This window comes from Ornithinimicrobium sp. CNJ-824 (assembly GCF_001942405.1).
In the GTDB taxonomy this organism is placed as follows: domain Bacteria; phylum Actinomycetota; class Actinomycetes; order Actinomycetales; family Dermatophilaceae; genus Ornithinicoccus; species Ornithinicoccus kibberensis.
In genome coordinates this window covers 242,550-267,565 of the sequence record NZ_MKKA01000011.1, presented here as the reverse complement: position 1 = coordinate 267,565, position 25,016 = coordinate 242,550, and the positions used below count along the sequence as shown (strand labels likewise).

At 74.9% G+C, this 25,016-nt stretch carries 19 protein-coding genes, 1 tRNA gene and 2 pseudogenes; 15 read left to right on the top strand and 7 right to left on the bottom strand.

The window, feature by feature from the left end:
* Window position 1: 1 nt before the first annotated feature.
* Window positions 2-646, bottom strand: coding sequence for a TPM domain-containing protein (locus BJF81_RS05630; protein WP_075957479.1), 645 nt, complete (start codon window positions 644-646; stop codon window positions 2-4).
* Window positions 647-785: 139 nt separating this feature from the next.
* Here BJF81_RS05630 and mfd point away from each other — a divergent pair, with 139 nt between their 5' ends.
* The 13 genes and pseudogenes from mfd to BJF81_RS05565 all read left to right on the top strand — a co-directional run bounded on the left by mfd (window position 786) and on the right by BJF81_RS05565 (window position 13,635).
* Window positions 786-4,412, top strand: coding sequence for a transcription-repair coupling factor (mfd, locus tag BJF81_RS05625; protein WP_075957478.1), 3,627 nt, complete (start codon window positions 786-788; stop codon window positions 4,410-4,412).
* Between the two features lie 43 nt (window positions 4,413-4,455).
* Entirely contained in the window at window positions 4,456-4,992 is a 537-nt protein-coding gene (locus BJF81_RS05620) for a hypothetical protein (RefSeq protein ID WP_141337333.1), read from the top strand.
* Window positions 4,965-6,014, top strand: a complete 1,050-nt coding sequence (locus BJF81_RS05615; protein WP_075957476.1) for a MazG family protein — start codon at window positions 4,965-4,967, stop codon at window positions 6,012-6,014. Before BJF81_RS05620 ends, BJF81_RS05615 begins: the two co-directional genes overlap by 28 nt.
* 77 nt (window positions 6,015-6,091) lie before the next feature.
* On the top strand, window positions 6,092-7,378 hold the full coding sequence (eno, locus tag BJF81_RS05610; protein ID WP_075957475.1) for a phosphopyruvate hydratase: 1,287 nt from the start codon (window positions 6,092-6,094) through the stop codon (window positions 7,376-7,378).
* A 99-nt stretch (window positions 7,379-7,477) separates the two neighbouring features.
* Window positions 7,478-8,029: an FtsB family cell division protein gene (locus tag BJF81_RS05605; RefSeq protein WP_075957474.1), complete on the top strand. Its 552-nt coding sequence runs from the start codon at window positions 7,478-7,480 to the stop codon at window positions 8,027-8,029.
* On the top strand, window positions 8,026-8,745 hold the full coding sequence (locus BJF81_RS05600) for a DUF501 domain-containing protein (protein WP_083664014.1): 720 nt from the start codon (window positions 8,026-8,028) through the stop codon (window positions 8,743-8,745). Before BJF81_RS05605 ends, BJF81_RS05600 begins: the two co-directional genes overlap by 4 nt.
* Window positions 8,742-9,694 (top strand): annotated as a pseudogene (locus BJF81_RS05595) (Ppx/GppA phosphatase family protein). Before BJF81_RS05600 ends, BJF81_RS05595 begins: the two are co-directional and overlap by 4 nt.
* 12 nt (window positions 9,695-9,706) lie before the next feature.
* Complete coding sequence (locus BJF81_RS05590; protein WP_075957643.1) at window positions 9,707-10,567, top strand: uracil-DNA glycosylase; 861 nt, start codon at window positions 9,707-9,709, stop codon at window positions 10,565-10,567.
* A 4-nt stretch (window positions 10,568-10,571) separates the two neighbouring features.
* Window positions 10,572-10,648: transfer RNA gene (locus tag BJF81_RS05585), tRNA-Leu, on the top strand.
* Window positions 10,649-10,730: 82 nt separating this feature from the next.
* Window positions 10,731-11,396 (top strand): ArsR/SmtB family transcription factor, encoded by a 666-nt coding sequence (locus BJF81_RS05580; protein WP_075957473.1) that lies wholly within the window; start codon window positions 10,731-10,733, stop codon window positions 11,394-11,396.
* A 1-nt stretch (window position 11,397) separates the two neighbouring features.
* Window positions 11,398-11,895, top strand: coding sequence for a hypothetical protein (locus tag BJF81_RS05575; RefSeq protein WP_075957472.1), 498 nt, complete (start codon window positions 11,398-11,400; stop codon window positions 11,893-11,895).
* A complete protein-coding gene (locus BJF81_RS05570; protein ID WP_075957471.1) occupies window positions 11,888-12,688 on the top strand; it encodes a DsbA family protein in 801 nt (266 codons plus the stop codon). Before BJF81_RS05575 ends, BJF81_RS05570 begins: the two co-directional genes overlap by 8 nt.
* Window positions 12,688-13,635: a cytochrome c biogenesis CcdA family protein gene (locus tag BJF81_RS05565; protein WP_075957470.1), complete on the top strand. Its 948-nt coding sequence runs from the start codon at window positions 12,688-12,690 to the stop codon at window positions 13,633-13,635. Before BJF81_RS05570 ends, BJF81_RS05565 begins: the two co-directional genes overlap by 1 nt.
* Here the strand turns inward: BJF81_RS05565 and BJF81_RS21365 are convergent.
* Both BJF81_RS21365 and BJF81_RS05555 read right to left on the bottom strand, forming a co-directional pair.
* Window positions 13,536-14,940: pseudogene (locus BJF81_RS21365) on the bottom strand (UTP--glucose-1-phosphate uridylyltransferase). The gene BJF81_RS05565 and the pseudogene BJF81_RS21365 sit on opposite strands and share 100 nt — an antisense overlap.
* Window positions 14,937-17,522 (bottom strand): M14 family zinc carboxypeptidase, encoded by a 2,586-nt coding sequence (locus BJF81_RS05555; protein WP_202817433.1) that lies wholly within the window; start codon window positions 17,520-17,522, stop codon window positions 14,937-14,939. Before BJF81_RS05555 ends, BJF81_RS21365 begins: the two are co-directional and overlap by 4 nt.
* Window positions 17,523-17,696: 174 nt before the next feature.
* On the opposite strand from BJF81_RS05555, the gene BJF81_RS05550 reads away from it, so the two are divergent.
* Both BJF81_RS05550 and BJF81_RS05545 read left to right on the top strand, forming a co-directional pair.
* Complete coding sequence (locus BJF81_RS05550; RefSeq protein ID WP_075957469.1) at window positions 17,697-18,578, top strand: Bax inhibitor-1/YccA family protein; 882 nt, start codon at window positions 17,697-17,699, stop codon at window positions 18,576-18,578.
* Between the two features lie 10 nt (window positions 18,579-18,588).
* Window positions 18,589-18,885: a hypothetical protein gene (locus BJF81_RS05545; protein ID WP_075957468.1), complete on the top strand. Its 297-nt coding sequence runs from the start codon at window positions 18,589-18,591 to the stop codon at window positions 18,883-18,885.
* 8 nt (window positions 18,886-18,893) lie between these two features.
* On the opposite strand, the gene BJF81_RS05540 is transcribed toward BJF81_RS05545, so the two are convergent.
* The 4 genes from BJF81_RS05540 to BJF81_RS05525 form a co-directional block, all read right to left on the bottom strand.
* Entirely contained in the window at window positions 18,894-19,871 is a 978-nt protein-coding gene (locus BJF81_RS05540; protein WP_075957467.1) for a DUF808 domain-containing protein, read from the bottom strand.
* 92 nt (window positions 19,872-19,963) lie between these two features.
* Entirely contained in the window at window positions 19,964-21,193 is a 1,230-nt protein-coding gene (locus BJF81_RS05535) for an acetyl-CoA C-acetyltransferase (protein ID WP_075957466.1), read from the bottom strand.
* A 104-nt stretch (window positions 21,194-21,297) separates the two neighbouring features.
* A complete protein-coding gene (locus BJF81_RS05530; protein WP_075957465.1) occupies window positions 21,298-22,284 on the bottom strand; it encodes an NAD-dependent epimerase/dehydratase family protein in 987 nt (328 codons plus the stop codon).
* The gene (locus BJF81_RS05525; protein ID WP_083664013.1) at window positions 22,284-25,010 is read right to left on the bottom strand and encodes an alpha/beta fold hydrolase; all 2,727 of its coding nucleotides are present in this window, start codon (window positions 25,008-25,010) and stop codon (window positions 22,284-22,286) included. The genes BJF81_RS05530 and BJF81_RS05525 overlap by 1 nt, the downstream gene beginning before the upstream one ends.
* Window positions 25,011-25,016 lie beyond the last annotated feature (6 nt).

The following is a 25,016-nucleotide window of genomic DNA, read 5'->3' as shown; positions in this document are numbered from 1 at the left end:
ATCACGCCTGCGCCGGCGACGAGCAGGACCGGGGCCGCGAAGAAGAGCGTCCCGAGCCCGCTGCCCAGCCCGCCCGAGGTGGCTGGTGGACCGGCTCGTCGTCGGGGACGACGACCCCACCGCCCCCGTCGGAGCCGCCGCCGGCGTACTCCCGGGCGAAGCCGTCGACCGCGGCGCCGACGGCCCCGGCCCAGTCGTCCTGCGCCAGCCGGGGCTCGATGTCCTGCAGCTGCACCGTCTCGACGGTCTGCGGCGGCAGGGTGGACCCGACGTCGCCCACGGCGTACTGGCGCTGGTCCACGGCGACGGCCAGGACGAGGTCGCCGGTGCCCATGCCCGAGGCCGCGGACGTCAGCTCGGTCCAGGTCGGGCCGTCGACCTCCTGGCCGCCGTCGGTGAACCGGTCGACGAAGACGGCGAAGAGCTGCAGGCCGGTCTCCTCCCGCAGCCGGGAGATCTCCTCGGCCGCCGTCTCCTCCTCCGCCTCGGAGAGCACGTCGGCGGGGTCGTGCACCGGCCCCGGGAGGTTGACCGGCTCCTCGGCGCCCGCCGGGGCGGCCCCGGTCACCCCCAGGGCGAGCACGAGCGCCGCGAGCACGGCATACCAGGTCCGCCACCACCGGGCGGGCACGAGACGGGTCAGCACGTCGAAGATCCTCCCTGGCCCCTCCTGCCGGCGTCCACCGCGGACGCCCCGGGGCCCGGCCCCAGCATGCCACCTAGACTGGACGACCGCCGGGTCGTCCTCCCGGCCCCACACGCTCGCTCCCGGCGAAGGACCCACCATGCACCTGTCACCCGTCGTGGACCTGCTGTGCGCCGACCCGGCGACCGGGGAGGTCCTGGAGGCCGCCCGGGAGGGCGCCCCGGCCGTCGACGTCTCCCTCGCCGCCGGGGCCCACCCGGCGCTCGTGGCCGCGCTGGCACGCGCCGACCAGACCCCCGTCCTGGCCGTGACCGCCACCGGGCGCGAGGCCGACGACCTGGTGACCGCCCTGGGCGAGCTGCTCCCCGACGGCGGCACGTCGGTGGCCGGGTTCCCCAGCTGGGAGACCCTGCCGCACGAACGGCTCAGCCCCCGGTCGGACACGGTGGGCCGGCGGCTGGCGACCCTGCGGCGCCTGGCGCACCCGGACCCCACCGACCCGCAGGCCGGCCCGGTGCAGGTGGTCGTGGCCTCCGTGCGGGCCCTGCTGCAGCCGATCGTCAAGGGGCTGGGGGAGCTGACCCCGGTCCGGCTGCAGGCCGGGGACGACCGACCCCTGGCGGAGGTGGTGGAGGCGCTGGCGGGCGCCGCCTACACCCGGACCGACATGGTCGAGCGCCGGGGGGAGTTCGCCGTCCGTGGCGGCATCCTCGACGTCTTCCCGCCCACCGAGGAGCATCCGGTCCGGGTGGAGTTCTGGGGGGACACGGTCGAGGAGATCCGGTGGTTCAAGGTCGCCGACCAGCGGTCCCTGGAGATCGCCCAGCACGGGCTGTACGCGCCCCCCTGCCGGGAGGTGCTGCTCACGGACGCGGTCCGCGAGCGGGCCGCCGCCCTCGTCGGCAGCCTCCCGGGGGCTGCCGACCTGCTCGCCAAGGTGGCCGAGGGGATCGCCGTCGAGGGGATGGAGTCCCTCGCCCCCGTCCTCGTCGACGGGATGGAGACGCTCGTCGACGTGCTCCCGGCCGGGTCGCGCGTGGTGGTGCTGGGCCCCGAGCGGGTGCGCACCCGGGCCCACGACCTCGTGGCCACCAGCGAGGAGTTCCTCCAGGCCAGCTGGGCCGCGGCCGCCACCGCCGACGGGGCCGCCCCCATCGACCTGCAGCAGGCGCTGGGCACCGCCTCCTCCTGGTCGCTCGCCGAGATGCGGGGGCACGCCCTGACCAGCGGCCGCCCCTGGTGGTCCCTGACCGCGTTCGTCGCCGACGCCGAGCTGGCCGGGCTGGCGGACGACGGCGGGGACGACGGCGTCCGGACCCTGGTCGTGCCCAGCACGCCCGTGGACGCCTACCGCGGCGACCGGGAGGCCGTCGGGCGCGACCTGCGCGTCTGGCTGGAGCAGGGGCGCCGGGTCCTGCTGAGCCTGGACGGGGCGGGGATGGCCCGCCGGGTCGCCGAGGTGCTCGGCGAGCAGGACGTGCCGCACCGGCTCCTGCTCGAGCTGCCCGAGGACCACTCCGCCGCCGTCGTCGAGGACGTCGTCACCGTCACCTGCGGATGGGTCGGGCGGGGCTTCGCCCTCACCGGCAGCGGCGTCGTCGTGGTCGGGGAGGCCGACCTCACCGGGCAGAGCTCGGCGGCCGGCTCCACCAAGGACATGCGCCGGATGCCGTCCCGCCGGCGACAGCAGGTCGACCCGCTGGCCCTTCGCCCCGGGGACTTCGTGGTGCACGAGCAGCACGGGGTCGGCCGGTTCGTCGAGATGGCCCAGCGCACGGTCCAGGGAGCCACCCGCGAGTACGTCGTCCTCGAGTACGCCACGTCCAAGCCGCGCGGGCACGGCCAGCCGGACCGGCTCTTCCTGCCGACCGACCAGCTGGACCAGCTGACCAGGTACGTCGGGGGCGAGGCGCCCTCGCTGAACCGGCTCGGCGGCTCGGACTGGCAGAAGACCAAGGCCCGGGCCCGCAAGCACGTCAAGCAGATCGCCTCGGAGCTGATCCGGCTCTACTCCGCCCGGCAGGCGACCGTGGGCCACGCCTTCGCCCCGGACACCCCCTGGCAGCGCGAGCTCGAGGACGCCTTCGCCTTCACCGAGACGCCCGACCAGCTCTCCTCGATCGAGGAGGTCAAGGCGGACATGGAGAAGTCGGTGCCGATGGACCGGCTCATCTGCGGCGACGTGGGCTACGGCAAGACCGAGATCGCGGTGCGGGCGGCGTTCAAGGCGATCCAGGACGGCAAGCAGGTGGCGGTCCTCGTGCCGACCACCCTGCTCGTGCAGCAGCACTACGAGACCTTCGCCGAGCGGTACGCCCAGTTCCCCGTGACGGTCCGGGCGCTGTCGCGCTTCCAGTCCGACAAGGACGCCAAGGAGGTCGTCGCCGGCGTCGCGGACGGTTCGGTCGACCTCGTCATCGGCACCCACCGGCTCCTGGGCTCCTCGGTGCGCTTCAAGGACCTGGGGCTCGTCGTCGTCGACGAGGAGCAGCGCTTCGGCGTCGAGCACAAGGAGCAGCTCAAGGCCCTGCGGACCAACGTCGACGTCCTGGCGATGTCCGCCACGCCGATCCCGCGCACCCTGGAGATGGCGGTCACCGGCATCCGGGAGATGTCGACCCTGGCCACCCCGCCGGAGGAACGGCACCCGGTGCTCACCTTCGTCGGGGGCTACGACGAGAAGCAGATCGCCGCGGCCGTGCGTCGTGAGCTGCTGCGCGAGGGCCAGGTCTTCTACATCCACAACAAGGTCGGGACCATCGAGAAGGCGGCCGCCCGGCTGCGGGACCTCGTGCCCGAGGCGCGGATCGAGACCGCTCACGGCCAGATGGGCGAGCACAAGCTGGAGAAGGTGGTCGTCGACTTCTGGGAGCGTCGCTTCGACGTGCTCGTCTGCACCACGATCGTGGAGACCGGGCTGGACATCTCCAACGCCAACACCCTCATCGTCGAGCGGGCCGACCTGCTCGGGCTCTCCCAGCTGCACCAGCTGCGCGGACGGGTGGGCCGCGGCCGGGAACGCGCCTACGCCTACTTCCTCTACCCGCCGGAGAAGCCGTTGACCGAGACCGCCGTCGACCGCCTCCAGACGATCGCGGCCAACACCGACCTGGGGTCGGGGATCGCCGTGGCCATGAAGGACCTCGAGATCCGCGGGGCGGGCAACCTCCTCGGCGGGGAGCAGTCCGGCCACATCGAGGGTGTCGGCTTCGACCTCTACGTGCGGATGGTCGGCGAGGCGGTCGCCAGCTTCAAGGGCGAGGGCGAGGAGGCGCCCGCGGAGGTCAAGATCGAACTGCCCGTCGACGCCCACCTGCCGCACGACTACGTGCCGGGGGAGCGCCTGCGCCTGGAGGCCTACCGCAAGCTCGCCCAGGTCAAGGACGAGGACGAGCTCGCCGAGATCCGGGCCGAGCTCGTGGACCGCTACGGCGAGCCGCCGGCCCCGGTGCAGACCCTGCTGGAGGTGGCCCGGCTGCGGACGGTCGCGCGGGCCACGGGGATCGCCGACATCGGAGTCCAGGGCAAGATGATCCGCCTGGCACCCGTCGAGGGCCTGCGCGACAGCCAGCAGCTGCGGCTCAACCGGCTCTACCCGGGGACGATCATCAAGCCCGCCCTGCGCCAGATCCTCGTCCCCGCCCCGACGACGGCCCGCGTCGGGGGCAGGCCGCTGCGCGACCGGGAGATCCTGGAGTGGGCCAGCCAGCTCGTGTGGGCGGTGCTCCTCGACGACGTCGCCGCCGCGGCCCGCCAGGGCGGGTGACGGGCTGGCCGGGCCCTGCGGTGCTCGTGCGATGATGGCGCGCGTGAAGCGTTCGCGTGCCCTTCCCGCCCTGGCCCTCACCGCCGCCCTGACCCTGGCCGGCTGCTCCGGCGTCGGCTCCGACCCCGGTGTCAGCGTCAACGGCCAGGAGTTCAGCGTGGCCGAGCTGCAGGAGGCCACCGCCCAGCTCAACGAGGCCGCCGAGCAGCCCGCCGGCCCCCAGCAGGTCGTCGCCGACCTGGCCCTGCTGCCCCTGCTCGAGGAGGTCTTCGCCGGGTCCCCGGCCGACCTGTCCGAGAACCAGGTCCGCAAGGTCCTCTCGGCCGGCGGCGTCGACGACCCCGGCCCGGCGACCCTCGCCGCGGCCACCTCGCGCCAGTACCAGCTGCGGCTCGGCGACCCCGCCATCATGCAGGACCCCGAGATGGCCGAGGTCGTCCAGCGTGCCCAGGCGGTCACCCAGGAGGACCTGGCGGCCGTCGACGTCGAGGTCAACCCGCGCTACGGCGACTGGGACGTCGACAACGGGGGCGTCGTGCCCGAGGTGCCCGAGTGGATCCGGTTCGACACCGCCGGCTGACCCTGCTGCTGGCCAGCCCCCGGGTCGCTCCCGGGCTGCTCTCGGCCGACGCCTGGGACGCGCTGCGCTCGGCCGACCACGTCGTGGCGGCCGACCCCACCGCCCCCCATCCGGCGGGGGTCGCCGCCGCCGGGGTGGACGTCCGCCCGGTCCGGCCCGAGAGGTCGGGGGCGCCACCCTCTCCCGGCGACCTCGCCGACCTGCTGCTCTCGCTCGTGGCCCGGCACGGCACGGTCGTCTGGCTCGGCTCCGCCGACGGGGACCCGGGGCTGTCCGAGGCGCTCGCCGTGGCGCTGCCGGAGGAGGACCCGCCCGTGCTGGAGCTGCTCGTGGCGTCCTGGGACGTCCCCGGGGCCCGGCTGCTCGACGCGGTCGCGGTGATGGACCGGCTCCGCGGCCCGGGCGGGTGCCCCTGGGACGCCCGGCAGACCCACGCCAGCCTCACGCCGTACCTCGTCGAGGAGGCCTTCGAGGCGGTGGAGGCCCTCGAACGGCTCGACGACGACGGCGCCGACCGGGACCACGCCCGCGAGGAGCTGGGCGACGTACTGCTGCAGGTGCTCTTCCACGCCCGGGTCGCCGCGGAGCACGGGCAGGAGCCGTTCGACGTGGACGACGTGGCCGCCGGCCTCGTCGACAAGCTCGTGCACCGGCACCCGCACGTGTTCGCCCCCGGGGGCGGGGAGGACCTGGACGCCGCCCAGGTGGAGTCGCGCTGGGAGCAGCTCAAGGCCCAGGAGAACAGGACGAAGCCGGGCCGTCAGGGTGTCCTCGACGGGATCCCCACGGGTATGCCCGAGCTCGCCCGCGCGACGAAGGTCGCCTCCCGGCTGCGCCGGGCCGGGCACGCCTCCTGGCTGCGCGGGTGGACCGCGGCCCGGCTCGAAGGGCGTGACCCGGGGGCGCTGCTGCTGGAGGAGGTGCTCGACCTGCACGACGTCGACGTGGATGCCGCCGCCGCCCTGCGACGCACGCTGGCCGACCTGGTGGCCGAGGCGCCCGCCGCCCCCGACCGGGGATAGGCTCGGAGCGGGACCGCCGCCCGGTGACCCGCCCGGGCCCCCCACGACCGCTGGTCCGACGAAGCAAGGAGAGCCTCATGGCCGTCATCGACGCCATCATCGCCCGCGAGATCCTCGACTCCCGGGGCAACCCGACCGTGGAGGTCGAGGTCGGCCTGGACGACGGCACCGTCGCCCGCGCCGCCGTCCCCTCGGGTGCCTCGACCGGCGCCTTCGAGGCGGTGGAGCGCCGCGACGGCGACGAGAGCCGCTACCTGGGCAAGGGTGTCGAGGCCGCCGTGCAGGCCGTCATGGACGACCTCGAGCCCCGCCTCCTGGGGTTCGACGCCTCCGAGCAGCGGCTCGTCGACGCCGAGATGCTCGCCGCGGACGGCACCGACAACAAGGGCGAGATCGGCGCCAACGCGATCCTCGGCGTCTCCCTCGCCGTGGCCAAGGCCGCCGCCGACTCGGCCGGGCTGCCGCTGTTCCGCTACGTGGGCGGCCCCAACGCGCACGTGCTGCCCGTACCGATGATGAACATCCTCAACGGCGGGTCGCACGCCGACTCCAACGTCGACATCCAGGAGTTCATGATCGCCCCGATCGGGGCCGGGTCCTTCCGGGAGGCGCTGCGCTGGGGCGCCGAGGTCTACCACGCCCTCAAGGCGGTGCTCAAGGAGCGCGGCCTGGCCACCGGCCTGGGCGACGAGGGCGGCTTCGCCCCGAACCTGGAGTCCAACCGGGCCGCCCTCGACCTCATCGTCGAGGCCATCGGCAAGGCCGGCTACGAGGTCGGTCCCGACATCGCCCTCGCGCTGGACGTGGCCGCCTCGGAGTTCCACGAGGACGGCTCCTACGCCTTCGAGGGGTCCACGCGCACCGCGGCCGAGATGACCGACTACTACGCCGAGCTCGTCGACGCCTACCCGCTCGTGTCCATCGAGGACCCGCTGCACGAGGACGACTGGGCGGGCTGGCAGCAGATCACCGAGCGGCTGGGCGAGCGGGTCCAGCTCGTCGGCGACGACCTGTTCGTCACCAACCCCACCCGGCTGCGCCGTGGCATCGAGGAGAAGGCCGGCAACGCCCTCCTCGTCAAGGTCAACCAGATCGGCTCGCTCACCGAGACCCTCGACGCGGTCACGCTGGCGCAGTCCAACGGCTTCCGCTGCATGATGAGCCACCGCTCCGGGGAGACCGAGGACGTGACGATCGCCGACCTGGCGGTCGCCACCAACTGCGGGCAGATCAAGACCGGTGCGCCGGCCCGGTCCGAGCGCGTCGCCAAGTACAACCAGCTGCTGCGGATCGAGGAGGAGCTCGACGAGGCCGCCCTGTACGCCGGTGCGGGCGCCTTCCCCCGCTTCCGCCCCCAGGGCTGAGTCCCGGCGCACGGCCCGCCCCACCTGCCCCTGATCCGGGCACGGACGGCCTACGCTGAACGACGACGACCCCACGCCGAGACGAGGAGAGCCCCCGCCATGAGCAGCGCGCGCGGTCCACGCGACCGGCGCTCACCGGCGCCCCGGCCCGGACGGGCCCCGGCGACCCGGCGCCCCGGCCACCGGCCGGGGGCACGGGCCGTCGCCGGCGCCGGTTCCTCGGCCGCGGCGTCCTACCGGCACGCGCCGGCGCACGTGCGCCGGCTGCTGACGCTGGTCGTGCTGGTGGTGCTCATGGGGCTGGTCGTCGCCCCCGTGCTCTCGGGCTACCTGCGCCAGCGGGCGGAGATCAGCGCCGCCGAGCAGCAGGTCGAGGCCGAGAAGCAGGAGATCACCGCCCTCGAGCAGGAGCTCGCCCTCTGGGACGACGAGGACCACGTGGAGCAGCAGGCGCGTGAGCGGCTCCGGTTCGTCCGGGAGGGCGAGACCGCCTTCACCGTCGTCGACGACACCGGCACCGACTACACCGAGGCGCTGCCCGGCATGGCTCCCGTCAGCGACGAGGTCCTCGCGGACAGCCCGTGGTACGGCCAGGTCTGGGCGTCGGTGAGGATCGCCAACGAGGGCCTTCCGGAGACCAAGGAGCCATGAGCAAGCCCGACCGCACCACCCTCGACGAGACCCCCACCGAGGAGGACCTGCGCGTCATCGAGCGACAGCTCGGACGCCCCGCCCGCGGCGTGGTCTCCGTCGCGCACCGGTGCCCCTGCGGGTGCCCCACCGTGGTGCGCACCGAGCCCCGCCTCCCGGACGGCACCCCCTTCCCCACGACGTACTACGCCACCTGCCCCTGCCTGACCGGGGCGATCTCCACGTTGGAGAGCAGCGGCATGATGAAGGAGATGTCGCACCGGCTCCAGGAGGACGACGCCCTGCGCTGGTCCTACGCCCAGGCGCACGACGACTACCTGCGCCGGCGCGAGGACCTCGCCGACGTGCCCGAGATCGCCGGCATCAGCGCCGGGGGCATGCCCAACCGGGTCAAGTGCCTGCACGTCCTCGTCGCGCACGCGCTCGCGGCGGGTCCGGGGGTCAACCCGCTGGGCGACGAGGCCATCGAGGCCCTGCCCGACTGGTGGGAGAACGGCTGCTGCGGCGCGCTGGTCAGCGACGAGGAGAGCGACGAGCGGCGGGCCGGCGTCGAGGACACCTGCCGGCGCCACCACCCCCTCGACCACGGGGACGGGGCGCACGCGTCCGAGAGGTCCCCGTCGGCGGGTGAGGACGAGACCCGCGGCGAGGAGGGGGACGACGACGGCGAGGATCCCACGGTGCCGCACCTGCCCGTCGAGGACGAGCCCCGGTGAGGCGGGTCGGTGCCGTCGACTGCGGCACCAACTCGATCCGACTGCTCGTGGCCGACCTCCACGAGGAGACGGACGGGACGCCCGCGCTGCACGAGATCACCCGGCAGCTGCAGATCGTCCGCCTGGGCGAGGGGCTGGACGCGACCGGGCGCATCTCGGCCCCCGCGATGGCCCGGACGCTGGCCGCGGCGCGCGAGTATGCCGCGCTGTGCCGGGACGCGGGCTGCGAGAGCGTGCGGTTCGTGGCCACGTCCGCCTCGCGGGACGCGCGGAACGCCGACGAGTTCGTCGACGGCGTCCGGGAGCCTTCGGCGACCTCGGCGTGCGTCCGGAGGTGGTCAGCGGGCAGGAGGAGGCGGTCCTGTCGTTCGCCGGGGCCACCGGGGACCTGCGCGCCGCGGGGGCCCCGGGCCCCTACCTGGTCGTCGACATCGGCGGAGGGTCGACCGAGCTGGTCCGGGGCACCACGACCGTCGAGGCGGCCCGGTCGGTGGACCTCGGCTGCGTCCGGGTGACCGAGCGTCACCTGCACGACGACCCGCCGACCGAGGACCAGGTCTGGGCGGCCCTCTCGGAGATCGTCCGGGCCGTCCAGGACGTCGCCGAGGACGTCGACCTCGCGGACGTCGGCACGCTCGTCGGGCTGGCCGGGTCGGTCACCACCGTGACGGCCCACGCGCTCGACCTGCCGGCCTACCAGCGGGACCGGATCCACGGCGCCGAGGTGCCCGTGGACCAGGTCGTCGACGCGTGCACCGACCTGCTGCTCATGACCCGGGAACGACGTCGGGCCCTGCCCTACATGCACGACGGCCGGGTCGACGTCATCGGGGCCGGAGCCCTGGTGTGGCGGACCGTGGTGCAGCGGGTCGCGCACGACGCCGGGCTGGCGACGGTGCGGGCCTCGGAGACGGACATCCTCGACGGCATCGCCCTCTCGCAGGCCTGAGGGGTCGTGCCGGTGCCACCGCCCCGCCCCGGGCCCCGTCCCCATCCCGTCACGGGGCAGCCGTTCACGTCCCCCGTCCCGCCGGGCACCGGCTGGCCGGGGGATCCGGCCTCCGCGACGACGAGGTCGGCCCGCTCGGCGGCCGGCGTGCGACGCCTGGCCGCCGGGGCCCGGGACGTGGCCGAGCTGGACGCCCGGGTCTCGGTGTGCCGTGCCTGCCCGCGGCTGGTGGCCTGGCGCGAGCAGGTGGCCACCGTGGGTCGGCGGGCCTCCTTCGCCGACCAGCCCTACTGGGGCCGTCCCGCCCCGGGCCTGGGTCCCGCCGCGGCCCCCGTGCTCGTCGTCGGGCTGGCGCCGGCGGCCCACGGCGCCAACCGGACGGGGCGGATGTTCACCGGCGACCGCTCCGGCGACTGGATCTTCGCCGCCCTCCACCGGGCGGGCTTCGCCACCCGGTCGGACAGCACGCACGCCGGTGACGGGCTGCAGCTGACCGACCTGCGGATGGTGGCAGCCGTGCACTGCGCACCACCGGGCAACGCGCCCACGCCCCTGGAGAGGGCCACCTGCGCCGGCTGGCTGGAGCGCGAGCTGCAGCTGGCCGGACCCACCGTCCGTGCCGTCATGGCGCTGGGCGGGATCGGCTGGGAGGCCTTCCTGCGCGCCGCGCTGGCGGTGGGGTGGCAGGTGCCCCGTCCCCGTCCACGGTTCGGGCACGGCGCCGAGGTGCTCCTGCGCACCCCCGAGGGGCGGGAGGTCCGCCTGCTCGGCAGCTACCACGTCAGCCAGCAGAACACCTTCACCGGCACCCTGACCGAGGACATGCTCGACGACGTCCTGGCCCGGGTACGGCGGGCCGCGGGGCTATCCTGACGGCGCCCCCGTAGCCCAACCGGCAGAGGCAGCCCACTTAAAATGGGCCCAGTGCGGGTTCGAGTCCCGTCGGGGGTACCACCGCCGTCCTCCCACCGTTCTCCCAGACTTGGGTGAGGGTCCACCCGTTGATACGGTCTTCCAACGATCTTTGGAGGAACGGATGGACGAGAAGAAGCAGGACCTCTTCGACCGCCTGGCGGTGGTGGGCAAGGCCTTCGCCAGCGCCAAGCGCCTCGAGCTGGTCGACCTGCTCTCCCAGGGCGAGCGCACGGTGGAGGCCCTGGCCCGGGAGGCCGGGCTCGGGGTGAGCACCGCCTCGGCCCACCTGCAGGTGCTCAAGCTCTCCAGCCTGGTCCGCACCCGCAAGGACGGGCCGCGCGTCCACTACCGCCTGGCCGGCGACGACGTGCTCGACCTGTACGCGTCCCTGCGCACGGTGGCGCAGGAGCACTCGGCCGACGTGGACCGCGCCCTGTCCGCCTACCTGGGCGACGACGTGCAGGGGGACGTCGACGAGGTGGACCGGGACGAGCTGCTGCGACGGCTCGCGGCCGACGAGGTCGTCCTGCTCGACGTCCGTCCGGCCGAGGAGTTCCGCGCCGGCCACATCGAGGGCGCCCGGTCGGTCCCGTTCGACCAGGTCGAGGCCGTCCTGGCGGACCTGGGACCGGACCGGGAGGTCGTGGCCTACTGCCGCGGGGCCTGGTGCGTCATGGCCTCCGACGCCGTGCGGCTGCTGCGCGCCTCCGGCCGGGCCGCCCGGCGGCTCGAGGGCGGGATGCTGGAGTGGCGCCAGGCCGGGCTGCCCGTCGAGGTGGGGGTCTGAGATGGGCCTGCTCACCGCACTCGGCACCCTGCGCTCGTGGAGCGCCCGTCGGTGGCTCGTGGCCGCGGCCACGGCCGTGGCCACCGCCGTCTTCATCGGCGTCCCCACCGACCTCATCCCCAACCCGGTGTTCGGCCGGGACGTCCCGGTCACCTGGTGGGCCTGGCCGTCGCTGGCCGTCTCCTCCGTGCTCGCCGGCCTGCTGACCGCGACCTACGTGCGGTCGCCCGTCGACCCCGAGGCGCCCGGGGCCGAGTCCTCCCGCCGACGCGGGCTGGCGGGCGGGCTGCTCACCTTCTTCGCCGTGGGCTGCCCGGTGTGCAACAAGCTCGTCCTGCTGGCGCTCGGGTACGCCGGGGCGATGACCTGGTTCCAGCCCGTCCAGCCCGTGCTGCAGGTGATCGCCGTGGCCCTCCTGGGCCTGGCGCTCGTCCAGCGGCTCCGCGGGGAGCTCGCCTGCGGCCTCCCGTCCACCTCCGGGAGGACCATCCGTGCCTGAGAAGAACACCACCAGCACCGGCTCCCGCGCCCGTCGGCTGCTCCTCCCGGCGGCGGTGCTGCTGGCGCTGCTCGCGGTGACCGCCTTCCTGCTGCTCGGCGGGCAGGGCGGCGACGGCGGGGACGACACCACCGCCGGCTCGTCCGGGCAGTCCACCGGCATCGGCGGGGAGCAGGACGGCGGCGTCGACACGCCGGCCGCCGACGCCTCCGAGGAGGAGATCGTCTCGGCCCTGGAGTCGCTCGCCCGTCGCGAGGAGGGCGACCCCATGGCCCTGGGCGACGTCGACGCCCCCGTCGTCATGATCGCCTACTCGGAGTTCCAGTGCCCGTTCTGCGGACGCTTCGCCCGGGAGACCGAGCCGGTGCTCGTCGAGGAGTACGTCGAGGAGGGCAGCCTGCGGATCGAGTGGCGCGACTTCCCCTACCTGGGCGAGGAGTCACGCACGGCGGCGCTCGCCGGTCGGGCCGCCGCCGCCCAGGACGGCTTCTGGGAGTTCGAGGAGGCCATGTTCGAGAACCAGCAGCCGCCCAACAGCGGCCGGGTCACCCCCGACTTCCTGGCCGACGTGGCCGAGCAGGTCGGCCTCGACCGGCAGCAGTTCCTCACCGACCTGGAGTCCGAGGAGGCGGCCGCCGCGGTCGACCGGGACTTCCAGGAGGGCCAGTCGATCGGCGTGACCGGGACCCCCGCGTTCCTCGTCAACGGGCAGCCCGTCATGGGGGCCCAGCCGACCGACGTCTTCGTCCAGGTCGTCGAGGAGGCCCTGGCGGAGGCGGAGGCGGGCCAGTGATGGAGGTCGGGCTGCTCGCGGCGGTCGTCGCGGGGGTGCTCAGCCTGCTCTCCCCGTGCAGCGCGCTGCTGCTGCCGTCCTTCTTCGCCTACGCCTTCGCCTCGCCGGCCGCCCAGCTGGTGCGCACGACCGCCTTCTACCTCGGCCTGCTCATCACGCTGGTGCCGCTCGGGGTGGGGGCCGCCGCGGCCTCCCGCCTGTTCTACGGCCACCGCGAGCTGCTCGTGACCACCGCCGGCTGGCTCGTGGTGGCGATGGGGGTGCTCATGATCCTCGGCCGGGGGCTGAGCGTCCCCTTCGCCGGACGGCTGCAGAACCTCGCGGCCCGGCGGACCAGCCCCGGTGCCGGTCTGTTCTCGACCGTGCTGCTCGGCGCCGTCTACGGGCTGGCCGGGTTCTGCTCCGGCCCGGTGCTGGGGGCCATCCTCACGATGGCCGCCACCCAGGAGACGCCCGTCGCCGGGGGCGTGCTGCTCGCGGCCTACGCGTTCGGGATGGCGTTGCCGCTGTTCCTGCTGGCCCTGGCCTGGGACCGGTTCGACCTGGGCCGTCGGCGCTGGCTGCGCGGACGGATGCTCACGCTCGGCCCGCTGCAGGTGCACTCCACCACCCTCGTGTCCGGCGTCCTGCTCATCGTCATCGGACTGCTGTTCCTGCGCTTCGACGGCACCGCCGGCGTCACCGGCGTCCTGGGCATGGGGGACACCACCGAGCTGGAGTTCACCCTCCAGGAGCGGATCACCGCCGCGCTGGGGGTCGTGCCGCCCTGGGCCTGGTCGGGGATCGCCGCGGTGGGAGCCGGCCTGTGGCTGGTCCGTCGGCTGCGCCAGCCCGAGGACGGGGGCGCTCAGCCGACGCCGTCCGGGCCGACGGTGGCCCCGTCCGGCACGGGCCGGGCCCCGGAGGTCGTGGACAGCACGGCGTCGTCGACCACCCGGACGTCCTGACCGAAGGTCCAGTCGCCCTCGACCGTCAGCGAGGTCGCCCGCCGCAGCGAGGGCACCCCGTGCGGGAACCGGGACTCGAACGCCGCGAGGGTGGTGTAGTGGTCACCGAGCGTGACCAGAGGGAGCGGGTCGGCGATGGGCCGCAGCTCGGCCTCGTCGGTCAGCTCGAACACGTCGGAGCGCAGCAGGAGGAGGTCGTCGGTGGTCTTGACCGGACGGAACCGGCTGCGCGGCACCTCGATCGCGGTGGCCCCCTCGAAGACCTCGATCGCCGAGCCCATCGCGGTCTCGATCTGGACCACCCGGGGCGACCCCGGGTCGGTCGGGTCCACGTGCTTCTCGTTGCGGATGAGCGGCAGGCCCAGGACCCCGCCGGTCCGGTCGAGGACGGCGGCCAGCTGGTCCAGGTCGAGCCACAGCGTGTTGGTGTTGAAGTACCGGTGCCGGTCCACGTCGGCGAAGGCGTCGGCGTCCTCGGACGCGGTCTGCGCCTTCTCCCGCAGGACGAGCTGCCCGTCGGCCCGCCGGACCGCCAGGTGCCCGCCCTTGCGGTCCGCCGCCGTGCGCCGGCACACCTCCATGGCCAGCGGGGCCCCGCTGGCGGCGAACCAGTCGGCGATCGCCGCCGAGGGCGCGGCGCCGACGTTGTCGGAGTTGCTCACCATGGCGTACCGGAACCCGGCGGACCGCAGCTGGTCGAGCATCCCCGAGGAGAGCAAGGAGGGGTAGAGGTCGCCGTGGCCGGGGGGGGCACCACTCCAGCTCCGGGTCCGCGGGCCAGGAGACGGGGGAGAGGTCCTCGGCGAGGAGCTTGGGCTCCTGACTCTGCAGGAAGTCCGGGTCGACCCCGTCCACGGGCAGGTCCGGATGGCGACGGAGCACCTCGAGGCTGTCCTCGCGGGTGCGGAAGGAGTTCATCAGCACGAGCGGCAGCCGCGCCCGGGACCGCTCCCGGGCGTGCCGGAGCTGCTCGATCGTCAGCTCCAGGAAGCTGTGGCCCTCCCGGACCGGCACGAGGGACTTGGCCCGGTCCATCCCCATCGAGGTGCCCAGCCCGCCGTTGAGCTTGACGACCGCCGTCCGGGCCAGGGCGTCGGTGTCGGCGTCCGGGTCGAGGTCGGCCAGCCGGTCCAGCTCCTCGACGGGCGCGATGTCGGCCTCGGGGAGGGTTCCGGTGCGTCCCTCCGCCAGGTCGGTCCAGGCGCGGCGGAAGACGTCGACGGCGACGTCCGCCACACCGGCCTCCTGCATCTTCGTGACGGCGGCGTCCAGGGCGGCGGGGGTGCTCGGGCTCACGGTGCTCATGGTGGCAGAAGGCCGGTCCACAGCAGCGCCCGGGCGACGACGGCGTGCTGGCCGAGCGGGTGGGCGCGGAACAACGGCTCGGAACCGATGAGCACGACCCGGCCGCCGGAGTCCGTGGTGCCGCGCACCAGGACGGCCTCCCCGGCGGCGGCGTCGGGGCCGGTCCCGCCCGGACGCCAGTGCCCGGAGACGAGCGGGTCGTCGGCGAACCGCTGCTCGACGTGCACGTCGTCGGGCAGGTCGGTGAACCAGCGCGGCCCGTAGACGAAGGTGTGCCCGGGGCCGTCGCCGGCGACGGGGCCGTCCTCGTCGGTGACGGCCACGACGCCGTTGGCGTCGCCCGGCCCGGCGACGACGGTGACGTCGAGCAGGTCCAGGGCGTCCTCGAGGTGGTTCGCCGCCGCGCCCCGGGCCACCAGCCCACCCCCCTCGGCGAGGAAGGAGCGCACCTCCGCGCGCGCCTCCTCGTCCAGCTGGTCCATCGCCAGCCCGGTCGAGACGTAGAGGGTGTCCAGGTCGCTCAGGTCGAGGCCCTCGTTGAGCTCGTCCGTGCCGACGGGCCGGACCGTCAGCCCCATGTCCGTCAGCACCCACCGCTCCTCGGCGGTCGCGGCCACGCCCACCACCGGTGGTCGCGCGAGCACGGCGGCCTCCTCCGTCCCGGCCGCCTCCGCCTGGGCGGCCGAGGCGCCGGCCAGGTGCACGCCGTGGTCGTCGGCCACCTGCTCCACGGCCCAGGCGGCCGACACGGGCAGGTGCACCGTCCCGTCCGGCAGCAGGGTGGCGCCCACCTCCCAGGAGAGCAGCTGACCCAGCGCCCGGACGTCGGCCGGGTCGGCCAGCTCGAGCACCCATCCCCGCGAGGACGGGGCGACCTGTCCCTGGCCGGGCACCGTGCCGACCGGTGCGCGGGGCACGTCCCACCCGTCCCCGGACCCGGGGCGGACCGGGACGACGTCGGCGCCCCAGAGCAGGCCCAGGCTCCAGCCGGAGATGTCGTACATCGCCTCGACCCGGTCGGACAGGTCGGTGCCCTGGCCCAGCAGCGCGTGGGCCACCCCCCGTCGAGCCTGGTGCAGGTCGACCACCCAGCTGCCCTCGGGGTAGGTGGTGCCGTCCACGACGACCGGGGCCTCGGCCCGCTCCACCTGCACACCGTGGTCGAGGAGGTGGCGCACCAGCCGTGCGGCCGCCGGCGCCGAGCGCTGCCGGCCCCCCGCCGGCACGACGTACGCCCGGGGGTACTTGGTCACGGAGACGTCCTCGGGCCCGACGACGCCGAAGAGTCCCTCGGGCACCGGGCGCTGCACCTCCCCGGCCGTGCCACGGCGGAAGATCTCCACCTGGTCGGCGATCAGCTCCTCCCGGTGGTCGCGGACGTAGTCGAGGGTGGCGCCCATGGCTGCCCGGGCGACGTCCACGTTGACGGCCGCCCGGCGGCGCAGCTCCTCCTCGGGTAGGTCGTAGCTGGCGTTGTTGACGCGCAGCGGCACCTCGACGGTGTGCGCGACCGCCCCGTGCAGCGCCGCGTACTGGGGCAGGAAGATCGGGGGCCAGTCGTCCCAGCCCTCGTCCCAGTCGCGCAGCGGGACCTGGGGCGGGCGGACCCCGTCGCCGTCGTCCAGCCCCAGCCCCAGGATCGCCTCCTCGATGCCGAGCGCGTTGGGCCAGGCGTGCTTGAGGAACAGGTCGTACTCGTAGTTCTCCCCGTGCGGCGGGGTCGTCGGCTCCACGAGGGGTCCGTTGACGTAGCCGTGGACGTCCAGGACCATCGCCGGCTGCGTGCGCACGACGACGTCCCGCAGGGCGCGGGTCTCGGGCTGGGACACCGTGAGCAGGTCCCGGTTGAGGTCGAAGCCGGCGGCGTTGCGCCGGGAGTTGCCCACCCGGCCGTCCGGGTTGGCCGAGACCATCAGGTGCACCCGGGTGCTCTCCAGGGTCTGCAGGACGTCCGGGTCGTCGCTGGTGGCCCACTCCTCGACCAGCCGCAGGGCGGCGTCGGTGCCCTCCCACTCGTTGCCGTGCAGGTTCGCGGTGATCAGCACGGGCACCTTGTAGCGCTCCCGGAGCTCCTGGTCCCGGGCGGCCCGGACAGGGTCGGCCAGGATGCGGTCGCGCAGCCGGTCCTGCTCGCGGGCCTCGTCGGGCCCCTCCGGGGCGGTCAGGGTCACCAGGACCAGGTCGCGACCCTCGACGCTGGACCCGACCACCTGCGCGGACACCCGGTCGGAGGTGGCCACCAGCTCGTTCAGCCGCCGGGCGAGGTCGTGGTGGGGCGCCAGGCCCAGGCGCAGCGAGGCGTCGTCGGGGTCCGTCACCGGCTCCGGGAGCAAGGTCCCCAGCGGGTATGCGGGGGCCGGCACGTGCGGATGGGTGCCGGTCGGGGACGCCGGGACGGCGGCGGTCGGCGCGACGGCGGGGGACGCCGCCGAGGAGGCGGCGGTCAGGGCGCCGGCGGCGAGCAGCGCGACGAGGGGACGTGCAGGGTGGCGGCGCGACCGCATACCCACCTCCTCGTCGTGGCCGGGGACGCCCCGCGGGAGCACGTCGGGTGCCGTCCGGGCGTCGGCGCCCCGGGTCACAGGGCCGGGGCGCCTTCCAGACTAACGCCGGACGTCACGTCAGGGACAGGCGCTGTGGACAGGGCCCGCAGCGGTCCGGTTCCCGGAATGGTGGGGGCCACCACCGACGTTCTACCCTGGGAAAGAGACACGTCGGGGGACTTTCCCGCCGTGCCGCACGACAACGGAGGTTCCATGGCCGTCAACCCGGTCTTCAACCGCATCGACAAGGAGGCGTCCCAGGGCGGCTACGCCGGTTTCGGCTCGCAGCCGGGCGGCTACGCCCCGCCGCAGGGCTCCCCGACCATCCCCGGCCCGTCCGGCTACCAGCCCGGTCCGAGCGAGACCCTCACCGACCAGCAGCTGCGCGACATGTACGGCCAGGCGCCCGCCGGGCCCGCGCAGACCGGCCGGCTGACCCTGGACGACGTCGTCGTCAAGACCATGCTGCTGTTCGGGCTGACGCTGGCCGTCACCGGCGCCACCTGGTTCTTCGTCGGCCCCAGGCCGGAGATCGCCATGCCGGTGTGGCTGCTGGGCATGTTCGGCTCGCTGGCCCTGTCCTTCGCCATCGGCTTCAGCAAGAAGGTCAACGTCCCGCTCATCCTCGTGCACGCGGGGCTGCAGGGGCTGTTCCTCGGCGCGGTCAGCGTGACCTTCAACGAGGCCTACCCGGGCGTCGTGACGACCGCCGTGGTGGCCACGATGGCGACCTTCGCCGGGATGTTCATCGCCTGGAAGGCGGGGTTCATCAAGGTCACCAGCAAGTCCCGCCGCATCTTCGGGATGATGGCGATGGGCTACCTGGTCTTCCTGCTCGTCAACATCGGCGCCGGCTTCCTCGGTTTCGGCGACGGCTGGGGCGTCTACGGCGGCCCGCTGGGCATCCTCATCTCGCTGTTCGGCGTGGGGATGGCGTCCTACAGCCTCGCGGTCGACTTCGACTCCGTGGACCGGGCCGTGCGCGGCGGGGCCCCGGAGAAGTACTCCTGGCTGCTCGGCCACGGCCTGGTCGCCAGCCTGGTCTGGCTCTACATCGAGTTCCTGCGGCTCTTCTCGATCCTGCAGCGCGACTGACCGACCCCGGATGGACGACGACCACGACGACGTCGTCCGTGCCGAGCTGGAGCGCGTGGTCCGACGGTGGCAGCAGCTGCCGTTGGACCGCGCGCTTCCTGCTGTCCCGGCCGTGGTGGCCGTGGTGCAGGGCCTGGCCGACGAGGTCTCCGACATCTGCGGCGTGCCCAGGGCGCCCGTCCCGGACCTGGGGCCGGCCGTGCTCATGGACCAGCTGCGGGTGATGGTCTTCGACTGGCGGGCCGCGGGCCTGCCGCCTGGCGAGCTCGGGGAGCGGTTGACAGGCCTACGGCGCGCCCTGCCCTGACGGCCGGGTCAGTGCCGCGCGTCGGCGTGGTCGTCGGCGTGCTCGTCCTTCGAGCCGAAGGGCAGCAGCGAGACGATGCCGACGACCACGGTCCCCACGAGGAGCCCGAGCACGGCCGAGAAGAAGGTGTTCGTCAGCCAGGCCACGAGGCCGGCCGCGCCCGGGACCCACCCGGCGACGATCTCCTCCATGTGGTGCACGAAGGCGTAGAGCGGGTGGAAGCCCAGGTCGTCGGTGCCGACCAGCAGGATGTGCCCGCCGACCCACAGCATGGCGACGACGCCGACGATGGAGAGGGTCTTCAGGACCACGGGCATGGCCTTGACGAGGAAGCGGCCGATCCGCTGGGCCCCTTCCTGGGGACGCTCGGCCAGGTGCAGCCCGACGTCGTCCATCTTCACGATGAGGGCGACCACCCCGTAGATGAGCAGCGTGATGCCGATCGCGACGGCGACGAGGATGACCGCCCGGTTGAGGAACGGCTCGTCGGTCACCTCGTTGAGGGCGATGACCATGATCTCGGAGGAGAGGATGAAGTCGGTGCGGATCGCACCGGAGACCATCTTCTTCTCCTCCTCGGGCCCCTGCTCCACGACCGGCGCGTCCTTCGCGCCGTCGTGGTGGCCTCCGACGCCGAGCCACTCGAGCACCTTGTGCGCGCCCTCGTAGGACAGGTAGGTGCCACCGAGCATGAGGAGCGGGGTGAGCACCCATGGCGCGAACTGGCTCAGCAGGAGCGCCGCGGGGACGATGAAGAGCAGCTTGTTGCGCAGCGAGCCGAGGCCGATCTTCTTGATGATCGGCAGCTCCCGGCTGGGGTCGAAACCGGTGACGTACCGGGGCGTGACGGCGGCGTCGTCGACGACGACGCCGGCCGCCTTCATGCTCGCGCGCCCCGCGGCGGCGCTGATGTCGTCGACCGAGGCGGCCGCGACCCGGGCGATCGCGGCGATGTCGTCGAGCAGGGCGGCCAGACCAGCAGCCATGGGGGCACCTCACCGGGGGAAGGGAACGGATCGGCCGTCAGGGTACCCCCGGCCGCCGGTGCGCGCCGCACCGACGGCCGGCCCCGGGCGGGTCAGCTCAGGCGCTCGAGGACGATCGCCATGCCCTGGCCCCCGCCGACGCACATCGTCTCCAGGCCGAACTGCTTGTCCTGCGTCTGCAGCGCGTTGATGAGCGTGGTGGAGATGCGGGCGCCGGTGGAACCGAACGGGTGCCCCAGGGCGATCGCGCCGCCGTGCACGTTGAGCCGGTCGTAGTCCATCCCCAGCGCGTCGGCGGAGCCGAGCACCTGCACGGCGAAGGCCTCGTTGATCTCGTAGAGGTCCATGTCCTCCATCGTCATCCCGGCCCGGGCGAGCGCCTGTCGGGACGCGTCGACCGGTCCCAGGCCCATGATCTCCGGGGACAGGGCGGAGACGCCGGTGGAGACGATCCTGGCCAACGGGGTCAGGCCGAGCTCCTTGGCCCGGGTGTCGCTCATCACGACGAGGGCGGCGGCGCCGTCGTTGAGCGGGCAGCAGTTGCCGGCCGTCACGGTGCCGTCCTCGCGGAAGACGGGCTGCAGCTGGGAGACCTTCTCCAGGGTGACACCGGCGCGTGGCCCGTCGTCGGTGCTGACCACGGTGCCGTCGGCCAGGGTGACCGGGGCGATCTCGCGCTCGAAGACGCCGGCCCTGATCGCCGCCTCCGCGCGGTTCTGGGAGGTCACGCCCCACTCGTCCTGCCGCTGTCGGGAGATGCCCAGCGAGGTGGCCACGTTCTCGGCCGTCTGCCCCATGGAGATGTAGACGTCCGGGAGCAGACCCTCCTCCCGCGGGTCGGTCCAGGTGGCGTTGGTCCGCGCGGTCTCCTCGGTGCGGGCCATCGCGTCGGCGAACCGGGGGTTCTTCACGCTCTCGTCGCCCCCGCCGGCGCCGGCGAAGTTCTGGTAGCGGGAGACCGCCTCGACCCCCGCGCTGACGAACACGTCCCCCTCGCCGGCGCGGATGGCGTGGAAGGCCTGCCGGGTCGTCTGCACCGAGGACGCGCAGAAGCGGTTCACGGTGGCGCCCGGGAGCCCGTCGAGCCCCAGCAGCACGCTGACGACGCGCGCCATGTTGAACCCGTGCTCCGCGGACGGCTCGGCGCACCCCAGGTAGAGGTCGTCGATGGTCGTGGGGTCCAGGCCGGGCACCTGGTCGAGGGCGGCCTGGATCACGCCGGCGGCCAGGTCGTCGGGGCGGACGCTGGTGAGCGAGCCCTTGAACGCCCGTCCGATCGGGGTGCGGGCGGCGGCGACGATGACGGCCTGGGGCGCTGACATGGGGGTCCTCCTTGACGCGGTCGGGCGGTATGCGGGCAGTCTAGGTCGCCGTCCCGCGCGGCCGGGCGGGGGTCGGGCAGGCCACGGGGCCCGGGCCGGGGTGCTCAGGTGGCTGCGGCCAGCCGGGCCAGGCCGGTGTCGACGTCGACGGACGGTCGCCAGTGCAGCAGCTCCCGGGTGCGGCGCTGGTCGAACCAGTGCGCCGTGCTGAGCTGCTCGACGAGGAACCGGGTCAGCGGCGGCTGGGTGATGGCCGGCACCAGGGGGAGCCGTTCGGAGAGCGCGACCGCCCCCTCGACCCCGGCCCCCAGCCCCCAGGCCAGCGGGACGGGCACGTGCAGGCGCGGCGGCGGGGCCCCCACCGCGCGGCAGATCCCGGCCACGAGCTCGCCGACCGGCCGCGGTTCGCCGTTGGTCACCACGAGGGCCTGGCCGTGCGCCTCCTCGGCGTGCTCCAGCGCGGCCACCAGCGCCTCGGCGGCGTTGTCCACGTAGGTGGTGTCCACCAGGGCGGTGCCGGCGCCCACGAGGGCGAGCCGCCCCTGCCGGGCCCGTGCGGCGATGCGCCCGACGAGCTGGGTGTCGCCCGGTCCCCAGACCAGGTGCGGCCGCACGGCCACGACCGCCAGGTCCGGCCCGTCCGCGGCCAGCGCGAACAGCTCGGCGGCCGCCTTGGTCCGGGCGTAGTGCCCCCGGGCCCGCATCGGGCTGGCGGCCCCGGCCGGCGCTCCGGCCAGGGAGCGACCGGTGTGGGCCACGGACGGGGAGGACACCTGGACCAGCCGACCCGTCCCGTGCATCCGCGCCGCCTCCACGACGTGCCGGGTGCCGGTCACGTTGGTCCGGACGTAGTCCATCCACGGTCCGACCACGTCGACCTTGGCCGCCAGGTGGACCACCGCGTCCTGCCCGGCGACCGCGCGGCGGACCGCCTCCCGGTCGCGCACGTCCCCGAGCACCTCCCGGTGCGGCCCGCCGGCGGTCCGGCGCTGCATCACGGTGACGTCCCAGCCGCGGACGGCGGCGAGGTCGGCGACCGCCCGGCCCAGCATCCCGCTGGCGCCGGTGACCAGGACCCGGCCGGAGCCCATCAGCGGCTCCTCGTCCGTGGGGCCCGTGGCCGCAGGGCGCGTCGCACGAGGGCGGCCGGTCCGGCGGGGCCCGCAGGGGAGTGCAGCACGTCGTCGGCCCAGGCGGCCAGGGCGGTGCGGTCGACCTTGCTGGCGTGCCGGACGTCCACCGGCAGCCAGTCGCGGACGAGGACGGCCGCCACCGGGACGCCGGCGCGGTCCCGCACGGCGTCGCGGACCTCGGGCGGGGCGAGCCGGTCGGGGCCGCCGGGGGCGCCCGTGAGCCGGGCGCGCCGCCCGCCGCGGCCGACCGGCACGACGACGACCACGACCTGCTGGACGCCGGCGGGTCCCACCCCGACCACGGCCACGTCCGCGAGCCCGGGCACGTCCCGCAGCCGGTCCTCCACCGGGTAGGGGGGCACCGGCCCGTCGGCGGTCAGGACCACGTGGGCCAGCCGGCCCTCGACCCACAGCCGGCCGTCGCCGTCGAGCCGACCCACGTCGCCGGTGCGGTGCCAGCCGGCCGGCCGCGCGGTGGCCTGCTGGGTCGCCCACAGCCGGTCGTACCGGTCCTTGACGTGCGGGCCGCGCACGACGATCTCCCCGACGGTCCCGGGCGTGGTGGCGAGCTCGTCGGCCGGGACGCCGTGGGCGTCCAACGGGGCCACCGCGACGTCCACCCCGTGCACGGGCCGCCCGACGCAGACCCCGGCGCCGCTCGCGGCACCGGGCGCGAGCTCCGTGGGGTCGAGCGTGGCGACCGGCAGGACCTCGGTCATGCCGTAGGGGGTGTGGGTGGCGGCCGAGGGCAGCAGCTCGCGCACCCGGTGCAGCAGGTCCACGGGGACCGGCGCACCGGCCGACAGCACCAGCCGTGGCCCGGCCAGGGCGGCGCGCTGCCCGGCCGTGAGCCGGTCCGCCGTGGACACCACGTTGCGCAGCGCGGCGGGCGAGGCGAAGACGGCGTCGGCCCCGACGGCGGCCACCGCGTCGGCCAGTGCCGGGGCGGTCAGGGTGTGCGGGGCGGTCACGTCCATGTCCGGGACCGCGCTGCGCAGCCCCAGGGCGGGGCCGTAGAGGGCGAACGGGGCGAAGGCGGCGACCAGCCCCTGTCCCGGGGCGAGGTCGAAGGTGTCCCGCAGCAGGGCGACCTGGGCGCCCAGCTGGTCCCGGGTGTAGACGACCCCCTTGGGAGGGCCGGTGGCCCCGGACGTGAAGAGCACCGCGCCGTCGGCGTCGCCGGGAGGCCCGCCGAGGTCGGCCAGGACCGCCGGGCCCACCTCACGGCCCCGCGCGGCGAGCCGGTCCAGCTCCTCCCCGCCCGGCTCGACCCGCCACCGGCGACCGGGGACGCGGGTCGCGCGGGCCAGCGCCAGGGCCCGGCCGATCCCGACCACGTGCCGGGGCCCGGCCGAGCGCAGGGCCGCGCCCAGGCGGCCCAGCCCGAGACCGGCGTCCGCCACGACGACGACCGCCCCGACGCGCCACAGCGCGTAGACCACGGTCGTCAGGTCGATCCCCGGTGGCACGAGCACGGCGACCCGGTCGCCCGGCCGCACCCCACCGTCCGCCAGGGCGGCCGCGACCTCCTCCACCCGCTCGGCCAGCTGCCCGAAGGTCACCTGCCGTCCGGTCCCGCCCAGCTCGGCCACGGCGGTCGCCCCGGGCCGGGAGACGTCGACGCGGACCGGCACCCGGGGGACGTCGACCCCGGGACCGGAGGGACGGCCGGCACCGTCCGCCGCTGCGGTGCCCACCCGCTCGGCCAGCCAGTCCCAGATCACGGGCACGCTCGCGGGCCGGTCCTCCAGGACGAGGTGGGAGGCGCCGGTCCACCGCTGCACGTCGGCGTGCGGCAGCCGGGTCAGCAGGTCGTCGAGGTAGCGCTGGCCGAACACCGGGTCCCGCGGGCCCCACACCATGAGCGCGGGCACGTCGCCGAGGGTGTGCAGGTCCTCCGCGACGGCGTCGAGCGCGGGGCGGCTGGTGTGGTCGGGCTCGAAGGGGATGTCGGCCACGAAGTCGGCGACGGCCGCGCGGCGTCCGGGCGTCGCGTAGGGCGCAGCGAAGGCCCGCCGGACCTCCGCCGGCAGCGGGGGGACCGACAGGGCGGTCGTGGCCCGCACGAACAGCGGGGTCCGGCGGCACACCTGCGCCAGCAGCCCCGGCGAGCGGGCGAGCCGGATGACGGCAGGCGGAGCGGACGTCGTCGGCTGGTGCACGGCCGTGTTGGTGAGCACGAGGCCGGCCAGCTGGTGGCGGTGACGCAGGGCCCAGCCCAGACCCACCGGGCCGCCCCAGTCGTGCACCGCGACCGCGACCGGGCCGGTGAGGCCGAGGGTCTCGGTCAGCGCCGACAGGTCCGCGATCCGTTGCGGCAGGGTGCGGGGGCGGTCGGGACGCTCCGACCAGCCCATCCCGAGCTGGTCCACCGCGACCACCCGCCACCCCTCGGGCGCCTGCTCCAGCACCCGCCGCCACAGGTAGGACCAGGTGGGGTTGCCGTGCACGCACAGGAGGGTGGGGCGGACGTCCCCGTCGTGCCCGGAGGCGTCCCCGGCACCGGTGTCCAGCAGGTGCCAGCGCCGGGGGGTGCCCTCGGCGTCGGGGGCGACGACGACGCGCGACCACGCGGGGTCCACCCCCGGGAACTCCCGCGCGCCCGGCCCGGCCGGGTCCTGCACGGCACGTCCCGCCGGCCCGTGGATGCGCTGCGGGAGGGCAGGACCGGTCCGGGCGCTCACCGGAGC